14 protein-coding genes are annotated in these 18457 nt (G+C 61.0%); 9 read left to right on the forward strand and 5 right to left on the reverse strand.

Annotated features, from left to right (window positions below):
* Positions 1–3: 3 nt before the first annotated feature.
* Positions 4–1215, reverse strand: coding sequence for an alkene reductase (locus YUA_RS0117110; protein WP_027531803.1), 1212 nt, complete (start codon positions 1213–1215; stop codon positions 4–6).
* 211 nt (positions 1216–1426) lie between these two features.
* On the opposite strand from YUA_RS0117110, the gene YUA_RS0117115 reads away from it, so the two are divergent.
* From YUA_RS0117115 to YUA_RS51055, 9 genes are all read left to right on the forward strand, one after another.
* On the forward strand, positions 1427–1912 hold the full coding sequence (locus YUA_RS0117115) for a DUF1931 family protein (RefSeq protein ID WP_198029442.1): 486 nt from the start codon (positions 1427–1429) through the stop codon (positions 1910–1912).
* Between the two features lie 61 nt (positions 1913–1973).
* Positions 1974–2789 carry a universal stress protein gene (locus YUA_RS0117120; RefSeq protein ID WP_027531805.1) on the forward strand — a complete coding sequence of 272 codons (816 nt, stop codon included), beginning with the start codon at positions 1974–1976 and terminating at the stop codon, positions 2787–2789.
* 38 nt (positions 2790–2827) lie between these two features.
* Positions 2828–4588 carry a cyclic nucleotide-binding domain-containing thioredoxin-disulfide reductase gene (locus tag YUA_RS44210; protein ID WP_084292651.1) on the forward strand — a complete coding sequence of 587 codons (1761 nt, stop codon included), beginning with the start codon at positions 2828–2830 and terminating at the stop codon, positions 4586–4588.
* Positions 4589–4730: 142 nt separating this feature from the next.
* On the forward strand, positions 4731–5084 hold the full coding sequence (locus YUA_RS0117130) for a hypothetical protein (protein ID WP_027531806.1): 354 nt from the start codon (positions 4731–4733) through the stop codon (positions 5082–5084).
* A gap of 172 nt (positions 5085–5256) precedes the next feature.
* On the forward strand, positions 5257–5712 hold the full coding sequence (locus YUA_RS0117135) for a hypothetical protein (RefSeq protein WP_027531807.1): 456 nt from the start codon (positions 5257–5259) through the stop codon (positions 5710–5712).
* Positions 5713–5738: 26 nt separating this feature from the next.
* Positions 5739–7247, forward strand: coding sequence for a glucose-6-phosphate dehydrogenase (gene zwf / locus YUA_RS0117140; RefSeq protein WP_027531808.1), 1509 nt, complete (start codon positions 5739–5741; stop codon positions 7245–7247).
* 789 nt (positions 7248–8036) lie between these two features.
* The gene (locus tag YUA_RS44215) at positions 8037–9878 is read left to right on the forward strand and encodes a glycoside hydrolase family 15 protein (RefSeq protein WP_051383250.1); all 1842 of its coding nucleotides are present in this window, start codon (positions 8037–8039) and stop codon (positions 9876–9878) included.
* 171 nt (positions 9879–10049) lie between these two features.
* Complete coding sequence (locus YUA_RS0117150) at positions 10050–10607, forward strand: NADPH-dependent FMN reductase (RefSeq protein WP_027531809.1); 558 nt, start codon at positions 10050–10052, stop codon at positions 10605–10607.
* Positions 10608–11331: 724 nt separating this feature from the next.
* Positions 11332–11502, forward strand: a complete 171-nt coding sequence (locus YUA_RS51055) for a hypothetical protein (RefSeq protein ID WP_198029443.1) — start codon at positions 11332–11334, stop codon at positions 11500–11502.
* Positions 11503–11523: 21 nt separating this feature from the next.
* Here YUA_RS51055 and YUA_RS0117160 read toward each other — a convergent pair whose 3' ends face one another.
* From YUA_RS0117160 to YUA_RS46915, 4 genes are all read right to left on the reverse strand, one after another.
* The gene (locus YUA_RS0117160; RefSeq protein ID WP_027531810.1) at positions 11524–12372 is read right to left on the reverse strand and encodes an ATP-dependent Clp protease proteolytic subunit; all 849 of its coding nucleotides are present in this window, start codon (positions 12370–12372) and stop codon (positions 11524–11526) included.
* Between the two features lie 24 nt (positions 12373–12396).
* Complete coding sequence (locus tag YUA_RS0117165; protein WP_027531811.1) at positions 12397–13137, reverse strand: rhomboid family intramembrane serine protease; 741 nt, start codon at positions 13135–13137, stop codon at positions 12397–12399.
* A gap of 152 nt (positions 13138–13289) precedes the next feature.
* A complete protein-coding gene (locus tag YUA_RS0117170; RefSeq protein ID WP_027531812.1) occupies positions 13290–14984 on the reverse strand; it encodes a thiamine pyrophosphate-dependent enzyme in 1695 nt (564 codons plus the stop codon).
* Positions 14985–15229: 245 nt separating this feature from the next.
* Positions 15230–18427 carry a GAF domain-containing protein gene (locus YUA_RS46915; protein WP_198029444.1) on the reverse strand — a complete coding sequence of 1066 codons (3198 nt, stop codon included), beginning with the start codon at positions 18425–18427 and terminating at the stop codon, positions 15230–15232.
* Positions 18428–18457: the final 30 nt, after the last annotated feature.

The following is an 18457-nucleotide window of genomic DNA, read 5'->3' on the forward strand; positions in this document are numbered from 1 at the left end:
GTTTCACCGCCAGCGCTGATCGACACAGGCTGTCGGTTGTTCGCCGCGGTCCTGCGCCAGCGACGGATAGTCCGTATACCCCTTCTCGCCGCCACCATAATACGTGGTTGGATCGTCGACGTTGAGTGGCGCGCCAATGCGAAAACGCTCGGGCAGATCGGGATTGGCGAGGAACTTGCGACCGAACGCGACCAAGTCCGCTAAGCCTTGGCGAAGCCATTGCGCTGCGCTGTCAGCCTGGAAGCCGCCAGCCACAATGAGGGTACCCTCATATTTCTTCCGGATCAGCTTGACCATGCTCAGCGCCTTCGGATCCGGTTGCTTCCCGGCCTGCATCTGCTCCAATCCGGGGTTGACGATGTGCAAATAGGCCAAACCATAGTCGCTGAGCCGTTCGACGACGTAGCCGAACGTGGATTCCGGATTGTCGTCGTGCATGTCGTTCAGCCTGCCCAGGGGCGACAGGCGCACGCCGATGCGGTCCGCTCCCCAGATCGGCACCAGGGCTTCGACGATCTCAAGCAGGAGCCGGGCCCGGTTCGCGACCGCTCCACCATAGGTGTCCGTGCGCCTGTTGGTTCTGGTCTCGAGAAACTGATCGATCAGATAGCCGTTGGCGGAGTGGATCTCGATACCATCGAAACCGGCGGATTGTGCGTTCTTCGCAGCGCGCTCATATTGCCCAATCAGATAAGGCATCTCTTCGAACGTCAGTGCGCGCGGCCGCACGAATGGAACGAGCTCGCCTTCGCCGATCTCGTTTTCGATAAATGCCTTGCCCTCGGGTATAACAGGCGAGGGCGCGACGGGAAGCATGTTGTCGGGCTGCAGCGCCGGATGCGAAATGCGCCCGACATGCCAGAGCTGATTGAAGATCAAGCCATCAGCCTGGTGCACCGCTCTCGTGACCTGACGCCACGCCTCAACCTGCTCGCGGCTGTGGATGCCGGGAGTCCAGGCGTAACCTTGGCCTTGCATCGACACTTGGGTTGCTTCGCTCACGATCAGGGCTGCAGACGCACGCTGCGCGTAGTAACAGGCGGCAAGGGAACTCGGGACGTTGCCCGGTTGGCGCGCCCGCGAGCGCGTCAACGGCGCCATGACGATTCGATGCGGCAGTCTGAAGGGACCGAGCCGGTAGGGCTGGAACAGCGTGTCGGTGTCCGGCGGATGCATGACGCTAACGGCTGGGGCAACGGTGGTGGCTTCGACCATGTTTCCTCCTTTCGAGTGTAGACCAGCATCAGCATAGCCGTGCGATGGTGACCTGCGCTGACCTCCACACGCACCAAGATGCTGCAACATCGAAGAAGGCGCCCTGACAGAGATCAATTTCATGTGGGTGCGAGAAAATCGCGCGAAACTGACGACCATCAAGGGGGAGGCGGGCCTGCGCGCGCCAACATGCAGCGAGGAGACCGCCGCCATGATCGCCGCCGTGCAATGGAACATGCCGCCCACTGGCCACATCATGAGCGTGGCGAAATTCGAGCGATTCCTTCGGACCGTCGCCAGCCTTGACGTCGATAAGCAGGACCTCAAGCGCTACAGCGACCTCATCAGCCAAAAACTCCATGATCTCTTGCTGCGGGCCCAGGCGGCCGCCAAGGCGGACGGCCGTGTGCTGTTGGAGCCGTTCGACCTCCCGATTGCGAAGGGACTGCAGGAATGCGTCCATGAATTCGAGAGGCTCGACGAAGAGATCGAGTTGCGGCCGATCCTCGACCACCTCGCCGCGTGGCCGCCGCTTGACCTTGCTTACGGTGAGGATGTCGAGGCTCGCCCAGCGGAAATCGTGGGGGGTCTGAGCGTCGCGCTCGCGCGCACGTTCAACATCATCGATCCGGGGCTGAAGAATCCATCGAGCGAGCACTGGCGAAAGTGTTTTCGTATTTTCGATCTACTGCTGTAGCCGCGCCCGAGCGGCGGAGCAGCCCAGCATCGCGACGGCTGTCGTAAGTGAGGAGAGAGCGATGATCAGGGATGTAATGGTGTGGCTGGACGGCGGCGCCTCCGATGAAATTCGCCTGGCAGCCGTCGCCGATATGACTCAGCGGCTCGAGACGCGCGTGGTCATCGGGTTGTATCTCAACGTTCTGCCATTGCCGGGGCCGATCGAGGGCGACACCACCGCCGCGATCGTCGAGCATGCGCGCGAAATTGGCGATGCGATGGAGGAGGCGTTGGCCAAGCGGCTGCGAATGCTGGATCGGGTGGTCGAGATCCGGCGCTTCGATGCCCTGTCCGACGACGTTGCCAAGATTGCCGCGCGAGAGGCGCGCTCCGTCGACACCTTCGTGGCGCTTCGCCCCAATGGCGCGACGGACCCGGAGCAGCTCGTCGAAGGCGTGCTGTTCGGCTCGGGCAGGAACGTCTATCTCGTTCCCGAGACGGAGCGGCCGAAGATCGCCTTCGACCGCATTATGGTCGCCTGGAACGGGAGCCGGGAAGCGGCGCGTGCGCTTGCCGAAGCGATGCCGTTTCTGCACAAAGCGGAAAGAGTCTCGGTCGTCGTTGCGACCGGCGAAAAGCCTACCGAGGAGGAAGCGGTGATGGGAATCGATGCCGTCAACCATCTTCGGCATCATGGAATCGAGGCCAGCCTGCATCGCATCAAGTGCCCCTCAAGCGAAGTCGGGCCGCAATTGATCGCGGAGGCCGAGCGCCGGAAGGCGGACCTTATTGTCATGGGCGGATATAGTCATATGCGCCTGCTCGAGCGGCTGCTCGGCGGGGTGACCTACAGCCTGATGCATGAGGCGCCGGTCCCGCTGCTGATGGCGCACTAGGGACACGTGGTACCCCACCCCCGACAGCGAGATTGCAAATGCCGACGATTGATAGCCGCCGCGAGCAGATGTTTCCGAAGCTTGCGCCGCATGAAATCGAGCGCCTTCGCCGCTTCGGCACGGTGCGGTACTACCGTGCCGGGGAGGCGTTGTTCGTGACCGGAGAAGTCGCGCCTGGCATGTATGTGCTGATCAAGGGCTCCGTGCGAGTCGTCAGGCGCGATCCGCTAGGCCACAGCGCTCCGATTATGGAGCAGGGACCCGGCGAATTCGTCGCCGAGGTGGGACAATTGTCAGGCCAGCCTGCCTTCGTCGACGTTCACGCCATCGACGATATCCAAGCGCTCTTGATCCCGCCGGAGAATCTGCGCGCCTTGATGATCGGGGAGCCCGAACTCGGCGAACGGATCATGCGGGCTCTGATTCTCCGCCGCGTCGCGCTGATCGAGGCCGGTGCTGGCGGTCCGGTCCTAATCGGCCCCGAGTCGAACCCTGATGTCGTGCGCCTGCAAGGCTTCCTCGCCCGCAATGCGTATCCGCATCAATTGCTCGATCCAGCAAAGGACCCTGACGCGGCGAAGCTTGTCCAGCAATATGCTCCAAATCCGGAGGACCTGCCGCTTGCCGTGTGTCCGAAAGGAACGATCCTGAAAAATCCGAGCGAGGTGGAGTTGGCGCGCGCGCTTGGAATGGTGCCGATCGACGACGAGAGCCGAACCTATGACGTCGCGGTCGTTGGCGCCGGCCCGGCGGGCCTCTCGACGGCGGTCTATGCTGCATCAGAGGGCTTGTCGGTCGTCGTCTTCGACGCCCGTGCCTTCGGCGGGCAGGCCGGCGCCAGCGCGCGGATCGAGAACTATCTCGGTTTTCCCGCCGGCATTTCCGGCCAGGCGCTCACCGCCCGCGCCTGTGTCCAGGCGCAGAAATTTGGCGCGCGGATGGTGATACCCGCGGGCATTTTGCGGCTCGATTTGAGCAACTCGCCGATCACGCTGCACCTGGTGGATAGCCGGCGTGTGAGGGCCTCGACGGTGGTGGTTGCGACTGGCGCCCGCTACCGCCGCCTCAACGTGCCGAATCTGCCGAGTTTCGAGGGGCGCGGCGTTTGGTATTGGGCTTCGCCGATAGAGGCACGCCTTTGTCGAAACGAGGAGATCGTTCTGGTCGGAGGCGGAAATTCGGCGGGCCAGGCCGCCGTATTCCTGCGCAATTTCGCAAAAAAGATCTGGATGCTGATCCGTGGACGAAGCCTCGCAGAGAGCATGTCGCGCTACCTGATCGACCGCATCGCGAATATCGACAATATCGAGGTGCTGACGCACACGGAGGTGGTCGCGCTTTATGGCAGCCGGGAAGGGCAATTGGAGCGCGTACGCTGGCGCAATCGCTCGACCGGCGCGGAAACCGAGAAGCCGATCCGCCACCTGTTCCTCTTCATCGGCGCGGACCCGGCAACGGCTTGGCTCAAGGACACCGGGATCGCATTGGACAGCAAGAATTTTGTGCTGACGGGATGGGACGTTCCTTCCAGCATTCGGTCGCACACTGGCGCTGGCCGTCCGTTGCTGCTCGAAACCAGCGTACGCGGTGTATTCGCCGCCGGCGACGTGCGATCCGGGTCGGTCAAGCGCGTGGGTGCCGCGATCGGTGAGGGTGCCGTCGTCGGGGCGGAGCTACACATTGCGCTTGCCAACGGCCATGCTGCAATGGTGCTTGAGGTGCGAGGCGAGAGGGAACGAAGCGCCGGTCAAGACGCACACGAAGCCGTAAACACACTTGCATTCCCATCACCGCGGTGATGGCGGCAGCGCCGAGATATATCGCGGCCACGACTTGCCAGGTTGACCGTCGTCAAGGTCGGCACCGGTGGATTAGATACGATCCGCTTGGATACAGAGCCGCGGCCGCGCCGCGGCTTTGAGCAGCTGTTCGAATGCGATCATGAAAGCCACCGTCCCCGGATTGAGCCTTGCCATTCTCGTCTCGCTGCTGATCTGCCTCGTCCATGCGCGTGACGACGGCCGCTATTCCCTATCGCCGCTCAAGCCATGGTTTGACAGCCTAAAGTCCGGCAAGGGGCCGTGTTGTTCGGTTGCTGACGGTGTGGCGATCGCCGACCCGGATTGGGAATCGAAAGACGGTCACTACCGTGTTCGCATCGACAACGAATGGATCGGCGTTCCCGACGATGCCGTGATCACAGAGCCGAACCGCGCCGGCAGGACGATGGTTTGGCCAGTCAAGGGGGCGCTGGGCACGACAATTCGCTGCTTCATGCCTGGCAGCATGACCTGATCCGAACTATCGCCCTTCGCCCCCCGTATTCTTCGAACCTGGCATTGCGCACTCGGCGCGGGCCCTCCGTCGCGATTTCCGTCCAGGCCACCAATATCTTGACGGCGGTCAAGGGATAGCTCGGCGGCTCGTGGCATCATTGTTCAGGTCAGAGAACCAGCGGAGAACATCCATGTGCGACTACAGCTTGCATGCCGTTGCATCACGCCCCGCCAAGGTCGGAGAGAGTTTGGTGTCGACAAGTTTCTGCGGCACATCGACCCGCGGCTTTGCCGCCAACGACGAACCCGCCGTCGCGGTTTGTCTGCTACCCGGCACCGAGCTCGGTTTCGAGCAGGACGTGAGATACAATCGCAACTGGTTGTTGACCAAGAGCGCGGGCTTCCGTGTCGCCCAATTCTGCGTGATCAAACCGAAACCGCCGGAGCAGCACCGCGATGCCCTGCAGTTTCCCGACGGCACCATCGTTCTCGTGAATCTCCTGTCGGAAGGACAGCATGCTCAGGTGCTTCAATTGCCCGCCATCCGGTTGGAAAAGAAGATCGGGGCTCGCGCTGAGCGCGCTCCCGTCTATACGGCCGATCAGGATAACCGCGTTGAGGTCGAACCTACTCAGCAGACCTCATAAGCCTGGGGGACCACGGTCAGCCGTTCGTGAGAAACTGCCAGCCCTACCAGAAGCCGCAATCCTGCGCCCTTGTCATCTTCGGCGTCACGGGAGACCTGACCAACCGGCTGGTGATCCCTTCGCTTTACAATCTCGCGGCAGCCGAACTATTGCCGGAAAGATTCTGCGTCGTCGGCGTCGCGCGCGGCGGCATGTCGAACGAAGCGCTGCGCGAGGGCCTAATGAAGGGCCTGCATCGGTTCGCAACCCGCCCCGTGGAAGACAAGGTCGCGAATCGCCTGCTGGAATGCATCACCTCTGTCGAGGCTGATCCCGGTGACGGTCCTTCTTTCGACCGTCTCAAGGAGCAGCTTGAACGGCTGGAAGCGGCGCGCGACATCGGGGGCAATCGGCTGTTTTATTTGGCGACACCGCCTGATGCCTTCGCGCCGATCGTGCGCCAGCTCGGCCGTCTCGGCTTGTTGAAGGAAGTCCACGGCGCCTGGCGACGGCTCGTGATCGAAAAGCCATTTGGGACCGATCTGGCATCGGCGCGTGCGCTGAATGCCGAATTGTTGAACATCCTCAACGAACACCAAATCTACCGAATCGATCATTACCTCGGCAAAGAGACCGTTCAGAACATCCTGGTGTTGCGCTTTGCCAACGGAATGTTCGAACCGATCTGGAACCGCCATCACATCGATCACGTGCAGATCATCGTGGATGAGCAGCTCGGCGTTGGTCACCGCGGTAGCTTTTATGACGCAACCGGCGCGCTGCGCGACATGGTGCCGAACCATCTGTTTCAGCTGTTGTCGTTGATCGCGATGGAGCCGCCGACACATTTCGACGCCCATAACGTGCGTTCGGAAAAGGACGGGGTGCTGGCGGCGATCCAGACCCAGAGCGAAGAGGAAGCGCTGAAAAACTCCGTGCGCGGCCAGTACATCGCCGGGAAGATCGGCGAGACCAAGATTCCGGATTACCTCAAGATTCCGGATGTCAGGCCGGATAGTGCTACGGAGACTTACGTTGCGATGAAGCTGAACATTGACAACTGGCGCTGGGCCGGCGTTCCCTTTTACCTGCGCACCGGCAAGGCGCTCGCCATGAAGCGCACGGAAGTGGCGATCAAATTCCGCGAAGCGCCGTTCGCGATGTTTCAGTGCACGCCTGTCGAGCAACTGGCTGAGAACTATCTCGTTATCTGCATCGAGCCGACCGAAGGCATCACGCTGCAATTCAACACCAAGATGCCGGGGCCTGTGATCAGGATCGACAGCGTACAAATGAAATTTCTCTACAAGGACTACTTCAAGGCCGAGCCCGCAACGGGCTATGAGACCTTGATCTACGACTGCATGATCGGCGACAACATTCTGTTTCAACGCGCCGACGGCGTGGAAGCCGGCTGGCGGGCGGTTCAGCCCTTCCTCGATGCCTGGAAAAGAGCGGGCGCCAAGGGATTGGAATTCTATCGTGCGGGCAGCGAGGGCCCTCCGGGCGCGTTCGAGCTGTTGAAGCGCGATGGTCGCAGCTGGCGGAGGCTCTGACCGCGACGCGCTTGCGCGACCATCGCTTGCGGCTTCCGGTCCAAATGTTCTTGCGGAAACTGCCGCCGAGCGGTTGGCGGGCCAGGATTCAGTGGCGGTTGTGGGAGGCTCGTCTAAGAATTCACTTTTGGACGACGTACCACACTCACGATCGCCACGAAGCTGGTTGACCTGATTGTCGCTGACTGAGAACTCATCCGAGCGATAGCAGGAACCACTCTCAAAGGCGCTGCATCGACAGCGACCTAGCGATGTAGTTCGCTGCGCGCGGGAGGACGGCCGGCATCGGGCACCAGCATGACGGAATGTTGAGGTGTTTGCTAGCGGGGCAACGATAGCCACTCGTCAAGCGATGCCACAGTTTCGGCCTGTTTGGCTTTTTTTAGCAGGCGGTCACGTTGGCTCCCGAGAGGAAGCCGAGACGCCTCGTGCCGGGCGTCCGCTGCCGTTTTCAGCAACCGCTCGCTAAGCGGCACCTCCTGTTTGAAGCGCCGCCGTCTTCCTCTGGCTTTCACTCGCTTTCCATCCATGGGATCGCAGCTTCTATACCGTCGAAGCCGCGCAACATGGACAATCATCAACTTTAAGAGCCTATTTGATTCCACAACGGGTAGATTTATCAATTCGCTATCGCTGCTCATCGTCGACCGCGATACGGTAGGTCCGCTTACTCATCGCTTATTGAGGGATGTGAGCGCCAGCAGCTTTGATCGAGGCTGTGCTTCGACGAAGGGAATTTATGGATTATATCTGAGAATAGTGGCGCGCCAGACCAAGCCGGAGGCGCGCATGGCGCTCAAGATCGAAGACTATGCGATGATCGGCGACTGCAAGGCAGCAGCCATGGTCGGGCGCAACGGCTCGATCGATTGGCTGTGCTGGCCGAGATTTGATTCGGCTGCGTGCTTTGCCGCCCTGCTTGGCGAAGCTGAAAATGGACGGTGGCTCATTGCACCGAAGGATGAGCCGATCGAGACGTCGCGGCGCTACCGCTCAGGCACTCTGGTCCTCGAAACGGAATTCCGAACGAAGGGTGGCAGTGCGACGCTGGTCGATTTCATGACACCGGGAGACCGCGCCGACCTTGTGCGCATTCTTGTCGGTCGACAAGGGCGAGTGGAGTCTCGCTCCGAATTTGTGGCGCGCTTCGACTACGGGGCGACGGTGCCGTGGGTCAACCGGCTCGATGACCGCAGCATCAGCGCGATCGCCGGTCCGGAGCGTCTCGTACTACGTACGGCAGCCGCGCTTCACGGCGAGGATCTGAAAACGGTTGGCGAGCTTACGGTCGAGGCTGGCCAGTCAATCCCGTTCATCCTCTCCTACGGGTCGTCGTTTCAAGATCCTCCGCCGGCGATTGATGCCTTCGATGCGCTGAAGCGAACGGAAGCATTCTGGCGTGAATGGAGTGATCGGTGTCCCGAGGTCGGTCCTTGGACGGAAGCGGTCAAACGTTCGCTCATTACATTGAAGGCTCTGACCTACGCCCCGACCGGCGGGATTATCGCCGCGCCCACGACCTCTCTGCCGGAGCTTATTGGTGGAATCAGGAATTGGGACTATCGCTTTTGCTGGTTGCGGGACGCCACCTTCACCCTGCTGGCCCTGATGCACCTTGGATACTACGATGAGGCGCGGGCATGGCGAGACTGGCTCCTTCGCACCATCGCCGGCAGCCCGGAGCAGGTGCAGATCGTGTACGGAGTAGCGGGCGAGCGCAGGCTGCAGGAGCTGACCATTCCGTGGCTCGCCGGCTATGAGAGATCGCCGCCGGTGCGCATCGGAAACGCGGCGTACCAGCAACTTCAGCTCGACGTTCTCGGCGAGGTCGCCGATGCCATGTTCCACGCCGGGAAGGGCGGGATAGGTCTAACCGAGCGTGGCCGCGCCCTGCAGCCCATCATGCTGAGATATCTCGCGAGCGCCTGGCGCGAACCGGATCAAGGCATTTGGGAGGTGCGCGGCGAGCGACAGCACTTCGTCCATTCGAAGGTCATGGCCTGGGTTGCGTTCGATCGTGCCGCGAATGAATTCGCCGCCGAGGGATCGACCGAGGCATCTCGACATTGGCGAGCGGTCGCCGACGAGATCCACGCCGATGTGTGCGAACGCGGCTTCAACCGCGATCTCGAAAGTTTCGTGCAGGCTTATGGCTCGAAACGGCTTGACGCCGGTCTGCTGCTGATCCCGCTGGTGGGCTTTCTGCCTGCAACCGATCCGCGCATGAGGAACACGGTTCGGGCCATCGAAAAGAGACTGCTGGTTCAGGACGAGTTTATTCTGCGGTATGAACGCGCAAATCCCGGCGACGGACTGCCCCCAGGAGAAGGAGCGTTTCTGGCGTGCAGCTTTTGGCTGGTCGACAATTACATTCTGCAGGGCCGCTATTTGGAGGCCCGCAAGCTGTTCGATCGTCTCCTCTCGCGTTGCAATGACGTGGGACTGCTCGCCGAGGAATACGATCCGTTCGCCGGCCGCATGCTGGGAAATTTTCCGCAAGCCTACAGCCATGTGGGTTTGATCTGTTGCGCCTTGAACCTCACTCGTGAGACGTGCCCAGCGGAAGATCGCGCCGAGCTGCAGCACCTGGCGATGGGTCCAACTGCGCAAGCCGAGGCGGAGCCGGACTGACCGTACACGTTCCCGCTGGATGCGGCCCACCGGGCAATGCCAACCAGCCGTTCTGGTTGCTCGAATTCGATTTTGTCTTCTGGCGGTGGCGAAAACGGGCAATCGTCAAAGACAAATATTGCCGCTTGAGGTTAGGTGTTACAGCGTTCCATGTAATCAAAGGGGTAGTCAATGGTACTCAACGTGGAGACGATCAGTGGCAGCCTGCGCAAGGGCTCGTTCAACACCGCGCTGATGCGGGCGCTGCCCAAGCTTGCGCCGTCGAATCTTCATCTGTCCGAGGCGCCGCCATATGACGGCATGCCCCTGTACAATGCGGACGTTCAGGCCGCCGGCTTTCCAGGTGAAGTGATGACCTTCGCTGACGCCATCAGGAAAGCCGATGGCATAATCATCGTCTCGCCCGAATACAACTGGACTATTCCCGGGGGCTTGAAGAACGCGTTGGATTGGGTGTCGCGCCTGGAAAGCCAGCCCTTCAGGGAGAAGCCGGTTGCCATTCAGTCCGCCACCGGCGGTCCCCTGGGCGGCGCGCGGATGCAGTATCATCTGCGAATGGCGCTTACCTACCTCAATGCCTTCGTGTTTGGAACACCGGAAGTATTTGTCGGATTGGCCCAGACCAAATTTGATCCGCATACGCTGGAATTGAAGGACGAGCAGACCAAGAAGGTGATCACCGATCAGCTCGCGGCTTTCGCGAGATTCGTTGCTCGCTTCAAGGAGTGAGCTACTGCAACGCTATCTCTTCCTAGTCGGCCCTTTCCCACCATCGAACGCGGCATTGGGCCAGGATCGCGGCCGCTGATTGTGAGTAAGGCGATCGACACACTCTGCCAGCAATAGGCAATCTCGAATTCTAGCAGCTTGATCTGAAGCTTGGCCAACTGCATGTCACAAGCACTGAGGTATAATAATAGCGCCTCGTCGCGCCCGCGTTGACTGCCGTCAAAATCGTCTCGGCCGCGTCAGTAGCCATTGTCGGCCGACTTCTTCGACCAACCGCGATGGGCTTGGTCGTGAGTTGATTGCTACGTAGAATTACGAAATGGCACATCCGGCGTGCAGCCGTTATTACATGAGTGTGTACGCTGCGCGGTTCAGTGACGCGGTTCAGTGATACGTCTGCTCGCAACACGCGTAGCAAGAGGAGGGCGGCTTGCGCCGACGAAACCAATGTCCCGGGCTCCATCTGATACGCTCAAAGAACTCGCAACAATCAAGCGACCGTTTTGCCCTGAATGTAGACGCGCCATGGCCGCCGGCAGGGCCGCACCGGGCGCGATGGGTTATCAAGAACTCAGCTTTGCTTGCTCGACGTGCGGTCAGTCCGGGACACTTTCAATCCCCATCGATCCGCTCAGGAGTGATGCGGTAGGCTGGCTTAGAGGCGAGCTCAGGCCGCCGAAATAGTCAGATGTTTTCTTCGATGCAATGGCGGAAGAGGCAGATCATGGTTAGACCACGGCGGCTTAACGGCGAAGAACCCGAGAAGTCCGAGGACGATATTCAGCGCGAACTGCTTGGTCCGCGCGGCGTGCCCGGCGCTCCGGATCCGGCCAGGATGACTCCACAGGTCGAAAAGAACACGCCCAAGCACATTGATCCCGGCCACACTGCCTAGAGTGGCGATGGCCGCTGGTAGTCAGCCGACTTCCGCAGGATCCCCTCCGTCCGGCAGACTTCGCCGCACCGGCAGATATTCCACGCCGCCGCTGTTCTGCATGCGGACGGGTTGCGGATATAGTTTCAGGAGTTCGAAAACGCCGTCGGGCACGTCGGTGTTCACGGGAAGGCCCAGCGCCCTCGCGGTCGACGCCCAGATCGGATAGTCATGCGTCCACGTACCGGATGCGAGCTGTTCCGCCAGCTTGGCGGCTTGTTCAGCGCTCAGCCGCCGTTCCAGCAGCTCACTTGCCGACTGTTTAACCTGCGCAATTGCCTTGCGGCCGACATCGGCCATTATCAACGTTTGATCCTCAATCTTGGCGACCGGCTTCTGCTCGGCGACCTTGATCAGCGAGACCGCGGGCGACTGTCCGAGCTGCGGATCGATCGGGCCGAGCACGGCATGGCCGCTCATCACGATCTCGTCGGCCGCCAGCGCGATCAGCGTACCGCCGGACATGGCGTAGTGCGGCACGAAGACCGTGACTTTCGCCTTGTGCTCGCGGATCGCTCTCGCGATCTGCAGCGCTGCCAACACGAGGCCTCCTGGCGTGTGCAACACGAGGTCGAGCGGCACATTTTCGTCCGTCATCTGAATGGCGCGCAGAACCTCCTCCGAATCGTTGATGTCGATGTAGCGGGCGATCGGGAAGCCCAGTAGCCGCATGGTCTCCTGCCGGTGCACCAGCAGGATCACCCGCGATTTTCTCCGAGCCTCCAGTTGCGAGATCTTGCGCACGCGCATCGCCTCGAGCATGCGCTGGCGCAACAGCGGCTGGATCGCCGAGAACATGAAGAAGATCCAGAAGAGATCACCGATCGACATGGAAGCCTCCAACGACATGGCACCTCACATCCGCCCGTCAGTATCGAAGCCAAGCACGCCTTCGTCCCGATAGTAGGCCCGGTAGCGTCGTTCTGACTGGACCAGGAGGGGGACAAGCGCGAGGCCCGCCACAAATCCGCCGACATGGGCCCACCACGCGACGCTCGCGCTCGTGGGCGTTCCCGCCAGATCCAGGATTCCCTGCAAGATCTGCATGAGGAACCAGAACCCGATATAGAAGAATGCATAGACCTCGAAGAGCAGCGGGATGAACAGGATCGGGACCACCACAACCACCCGCGCGAGGGGAAACAGGCGCATGTAGCTCCCGAGGACACCGGCGATCGCTCCAGAGGCGCCCAAGGCCGGCACAATCGAAACCGGATTGAAGAAGATATGCGCGATGGCAGCCGCAACGCCGCAGGCAAGATAGAACGCCAAATAGCGGCCATGGCCCAACCGATCCTCGATCGTCGGGCCGAACAGCCATAGCGTCCACATGTTCAGGATGAGGTGCAGCCACCCGCCATGCAGGAACATCATGGTGAAGAGCGGCAGGACATCGGCGATGACCGAGTCGACCTCATCGGACACAAGAATCCCGGAATAGCGCGCAGGGACAAGCGCGTATTGATACAGCAGTTGCTGAAGCTCGTAGGGGCTCAGGCTGCTCTCGAACAGGAAAACGATACAGTTGGTGGCGATCAGCACCCACGTGATCACCGGGGGGTAACGGGTCGGGACGGTATTCCTGATCGGGAACATCTGCGCCTCTTCGTAACCGTTCCGCGATGCCGGATGGACACTGCGGCCAGACGCCTGGGCCAACCATGACGGACGTCAATTTTCGAGCGGGAGGGCAAAGTGCAGCCGCGGCTGCGGGCGGTTCCGGTACGCCGGGGCAGCGCCGGCTCTCGTTATCCCCCGGTTACGGCGAGAACGGCTTCCTTGATCTTGGCCAGCCCGAAATGCCCGATCATCTCCAAATCGACATGCGGTAGGTTGGGCATTTCGTCTGAAACGACGGTTGCGTCAACCAGCGCGGGGCCATCGATCGCGAGAGCTTCGACTACCGCCGCCATCAATTCCGCCGGGTGTCTGGCCATGTATCCGTGGCCACCGCACGCGCGGGCTAATGCCGCGAAATCCGGGTTTGGAAAATCGATGGCCTCGCGAAATGGCACCAGTCCGACGCTTTCGGCCTCCAGCGTGATCAGTCCGAGCGACCAATTGTTGTAGATGATGACCTTGACCGGCAGGTTATGATGCACCGCTGTCAGGAATTCGCCCATCAGCATGTTGAACCCGCCATCGCCGGTCAGCGCGATCACCTGGCGGGAGCGATTAAGCGCCTGTACGCCATTGGCTTGGCCGAGCGCCGTGCCCACCGCCGCATTGTTGAAGGATCCGATGATCCGCTGCGTCCCGGTTTGACGGATCCAGTTGGCGGACCATAGCGTGTTTAGGCCGGTATCCAGGACGAATATCGCGTCGGAACGGGCGAGATCGCTAACCGTACGGGCTACCGTCTGCGGATGGATCTGATTGTTGCTCCGCTTGATGTCAGCTTGCTTGTCGAGCATCGCGTCCCATTTCCTGCGCTCGTCGGTGACCTCGTCCCAGAATTCGGTATCGGTCTTCGGCGCAACCCGGTCGAGCAATTGTTTCAGCGTCGGCCGGGCCGATCCGGCAACGCCGAGCGCGGTCGGAGCGCGCCGTCCCAGTATCTGCGGTCGTTCATCGATTTGAATCACCGTGCTCCTGGTCGGGAGGAAGTTGGAATAGGGATAGTCGGTGCCGATCATCAGCAGCAAGTCGCAACGCATCACGGCGTTGTAGACGGCCCTCGTTCCGATCATGCCGAGACCGCCCATCCAGCGGGGATCGTCGTATGGCAGGAGGTCTTTGCCCTTAACAGTATGGATCAGCGGAGCCTTGAGCCGGTCCGAGAGAGCGCACAGCAGGCCAACGGAGCCGCGGCATCCGGCGCCGCACATCACCACGATCTTGTCCGCCTGATCAATCCGCTGGGCTATTTCGGCGATTCTTGCGTCGCTGGCGGTGACTTCGGACCGCGGCTTCAAGGTTGGTATGCTGGGAACGCTGCCTTGGGCTTTCGCTGCGATCACGTCCTGCGGAAGCGTTAGATGTGCGACGCCGGGGCCGGCATAGGCGGCGGCTATCGCCTGATGAATGACGGCCGGGGCCTGCGCCGCGGTCGAGATGGTCTCGGTGTAAAGCGACACGTCGCGAAACAAGAGATCGGGCTCGGTGGTCTGGATGTAGTCGGTGCCATGCAGCTTGCGCGGCATGTCGCCAGACAAGGCCAGCACCGGCGCATGATCGCGGGCCGCTTCATAGAGACCGGCGACCAAATGATTGCTGCCGGGTCCAGTGGTGCCGGCACACACTGCCAGCGTGCCGGTGATCTTGGCCTGGCCGGCGGCGGCTTGCGCCGCGCCTTCCTCATGGCGGACGCCGACCCACTCGATCTTGCTGCGTCGGACCACATCGGCAAGCGGATTGAGCGAGTCTCCGATCAATCCAAAGATGTGCCGGACGCCGATCTGTTCGAGGGCACTTACCAGAATGCCAGCAACTGTCTGTGACATGCTTTCCGCTCCCAACTATCGCCATCGGAGTGCGTTCAATGTGGCAGGGTGGCGGTACCGCTGGCCAAAGACCTTGACGGGCGTCAAATCGGCAACGACAGGACGAAGTCGTAATAATTGCTGGCGGGCTCCCTTGTTCCGAAAGCGTTCGCCGACGCAATGCGCGGGCGGTCATGGGATGACTACTAATATTGGCGCTTCGTTTTTGGCCGAACCCCTCTGATCCGGTATCAGAACGTCGGAGTTCACCATTCGTTGATCGCCCTTCCGATCCTTAGGATCAATTCGTCTTCAGTGTAGGGCTTCTGCAGTATTCGTGTTTCGTTGAAACCCTCGATAACTTCGCGATTGCCGTAGCCGGTAATGAGGATGACCGGCAACGCGGGACGTGTGGTCTTAATCGTTCTCGCGAGCTCGGCTCCGCTCATTGTCGGCATGGCATAGTCTGCAAGAATAAGGTCAATCTCTGAATGGCTATCGAGCAATTGGAGTGCTTCTCCTCCGCTGAGGGCAGGAACGACCGAATATCCTAGGGAGGCGAGCAATCGGAGAGTCGTTTTGAGCACCGCCGCGTCATCATCCACGACCAGGATAGTCTTCGGCGTCTCGAGTCCCGAGCTGACACTAGCGATCGAGAATTGGCCGTGATCGACCCGAACGACCTCGGCGCGGGGCAGGAACACCTTGACCGAGGTACCCTTTCCGACGCGCGTCTCGATTCCGATACCTCCGCCCGATTGCTTCACGAATCCGACCACCTGGGCGAGTCCGAGGCCGGAGTTCTTCCCGGGGTGCTTGGTAGTGAAAAAAGGCTCGAAAACGTGAGGGAGAACATGGTCCGGAATACCTGCGCCCGAATCGCTGACGAGCACCACAACGTACTGTCCCGGTACAGGTCCTTCCGTCCCACCCACGCGACTGTCGACAATCGCATTGCGCGTTTCGAGCATGAGACTACCACCTGAAGGCATGGCGTCCCTGGCGTTTATGACGAGATTTAGGATGACCAGTTCGATCTGGGTGGGATCGACCATGGCGGGCCAAAGATCCGGAGCCAGCACTGTCCGAAGCTGTACCGTACCCCCCAACGTAGCGGTGAGGAGACCGTTCATTCCGGTGATCTTGCTGTTGAGATCGACCCCCTGAGGTGCGAGTCGCTGCCTGCGGGAGAAAGCAAGGAGCTGCCTGACGAGATTCACGCCGCGTTCGGCAGCGGTGCGAATCAGCTCGACCCCTTCATCGGGCTCTTGCAGACTGTGGGACAATAGACGAGCGTTAGTGAGCACGACGCTGAGCAGATTGTTGAAGTCGTGTGCCACGCCTGACGTGATCTGCCCGATTGCGTCAAGCCGCTGCAATTGCTGAACTTCAGCTTCGACTATCTCCCGCTGCTCAATTTGGGCGCGCAACTGCCGGTTGGCTTGCTCCAGTTCATGGGTTCGAGCTTCGATGCGGCGCTCAAGCGTCTCTTCGATGCGTTTGCGGTCGGTAATATCCAGCGCCACCCCGTAAAATGAAACCGGCTCGTTGTTCTCGAAATTTGTCCGCCCACGCGTCGCGATCCAGCGCTGCACGCCGTCGTTTTTTCCGATAACGCGGTACTCGATGTCGTAAACCCCGTCCCCCCGTGGGTCGACGCATTGTTGGATCGCGGCCTCGACGCGGACGAGATCGTCCGGATGTACGCCGGCCCGCCACACCTCGTAGTCGATCGGCGCGCCAGCAGGCAGCCCCCACATTGCTCTGAGCCTGCCGTCCCATTGCAATTCGTTGGTTTGTGGGTTCCACGCATAACGGCCGAGCTTCACAAGATCGACGGCGGCCTGCAGCCGCGCTTCGCTTTCGTGCAGCTGCTGCTGCGCCCGCTTCTCCTGATCGACGTCTTGCAGGATTGAAACGCCACCGACGATCTCGCCGGTCTCGTCGCGAAACGGCGCGGCGCTGCAGCGAATCCAAATCTCGCGTCCGTCCTCTGCCGTGTGAATGAAGTCGAGGCTCGGGGCAAGGGTTTCTCCGCGCAGCGCCCGCGCGCCCGGATATTGCGAGGGCGGAAGCAGTCCGCCCTTGGCGTCGAAGCTTCGCCAGCGACGAAGCGCTCCAGCATCGCGCGACGGGATGATGTCGTCCCAGAGGGCGCCGAGCGGTCCGCCGCGCAGGACGAACTTTCCGTCGCGATCAAACATCCCAACGGCTCCCGGGACCTGGTTCAGGATTGCGGATAGCCTTGCCTCGCTTTCGCGCAAGGCACGCTCAGCCAACCGGGAGGCGAGCACGTCCGTGGCCTGGCGGGCGTAGACGTCGCTGAACCGCAGCTCGTCCTCGGATGGACGGTGCGGTTCGCGAAAGTGCGTCGACAGCATGCCCAAGGGTTTGCCCGAGCTCCGGTCGAGCAACGGCGTCGATTGCACGGCGCGAAATCCCATCGAGGCGGCGATGCCCCGGTGAGGTGCGAAATCCGGATCGGCATTCACGTCTTCGATAATGAAGCGCGCCCCGGAGCGCAAAGCGAGCCCGCAGGCCGACGAATCGCCGGCATCCACATTCGCGAAATAGTCCAGAAATCTCTGATCCAGGCCGCGATGGGCAACGATTTTCAGAGTTCCGGTCGCCTCGTCATATAGCTGAACGTCGCCGAAATCCGCTTTCTGCAGTTCGATGATGCCGTCGAGTATCTCGTACAGAATCGACGGCAGGTCAGATGTCTCCGTCAGTCGCCCACCCAGTTCATTCAGCCGGGTCGTGTCCCGGTGCGCCTTGATCGTTGCATCGAGAGATAGCAGCGTCTTGTACGCAGGCCCAGCGAAAGTGCCGAGGTTGGTCATCACGCGAAGGTCTTCCGCATCAAAGCGGCAAGTTTCGTCGTGGGAGATGACCCAGATCGTGCCGACCGCTTCTCCGTCGACGTAGAGCGGGATCAACAGCCCCTCGTCAAGCAAGGGCGAGACCTTGCTAAGATAAGGGAAATCGCGTTCGGGATGTGAACACAGCATCGCTGCGTTGCGATCGAGAACCATGCCGCACGGGCCAAAGTCGCGCGGCATCTCCCCGCCCACGTGAGAGGCCCATTGGCCTACGAGGGCACGCCAGTGAAAACTTTTCCTTTGGTCTCCATCCTCCAAGAGGCTGAACCCCGCGGAGTGCGCGCGGCACAATGTCAGGCCGGTCTCGGTGAGTTTCTGGAGAATATTGTGAGGTGCGCTTGCCATCTCTTGCGCCAGGGCGACCAGTGCGCGGTTCTCGGCCGCATAGTCGGGAGGGCGCGACGGTCGCCGGGTGAGCTCAGCCGTCGAGATCATCGACACGGGACCAGGTGCGGCTTCGGGAGCACCAGCAATGGAAGGGTTATCTTCTGCGTGATGAGCCTTCGCGTGATCCGCCTGTCCCCCAGAGCCGCCCGGGATCAGTTGCCCGCGGGCCAAAATCGGCTGTGATTTCTCGGCCACGGAACCGACTCCTGCTAATACTCTTACCAA

This window comes from Bradyrhizobium sp. WSM3983 (genome assembly GCF_000473045.1).
Classification (GTDB): Bacteria; Pseudomonadota; Alphaproteobacteria; order Rhizobiales; family Xanthobacteraceae; genus Bradyrhizobium.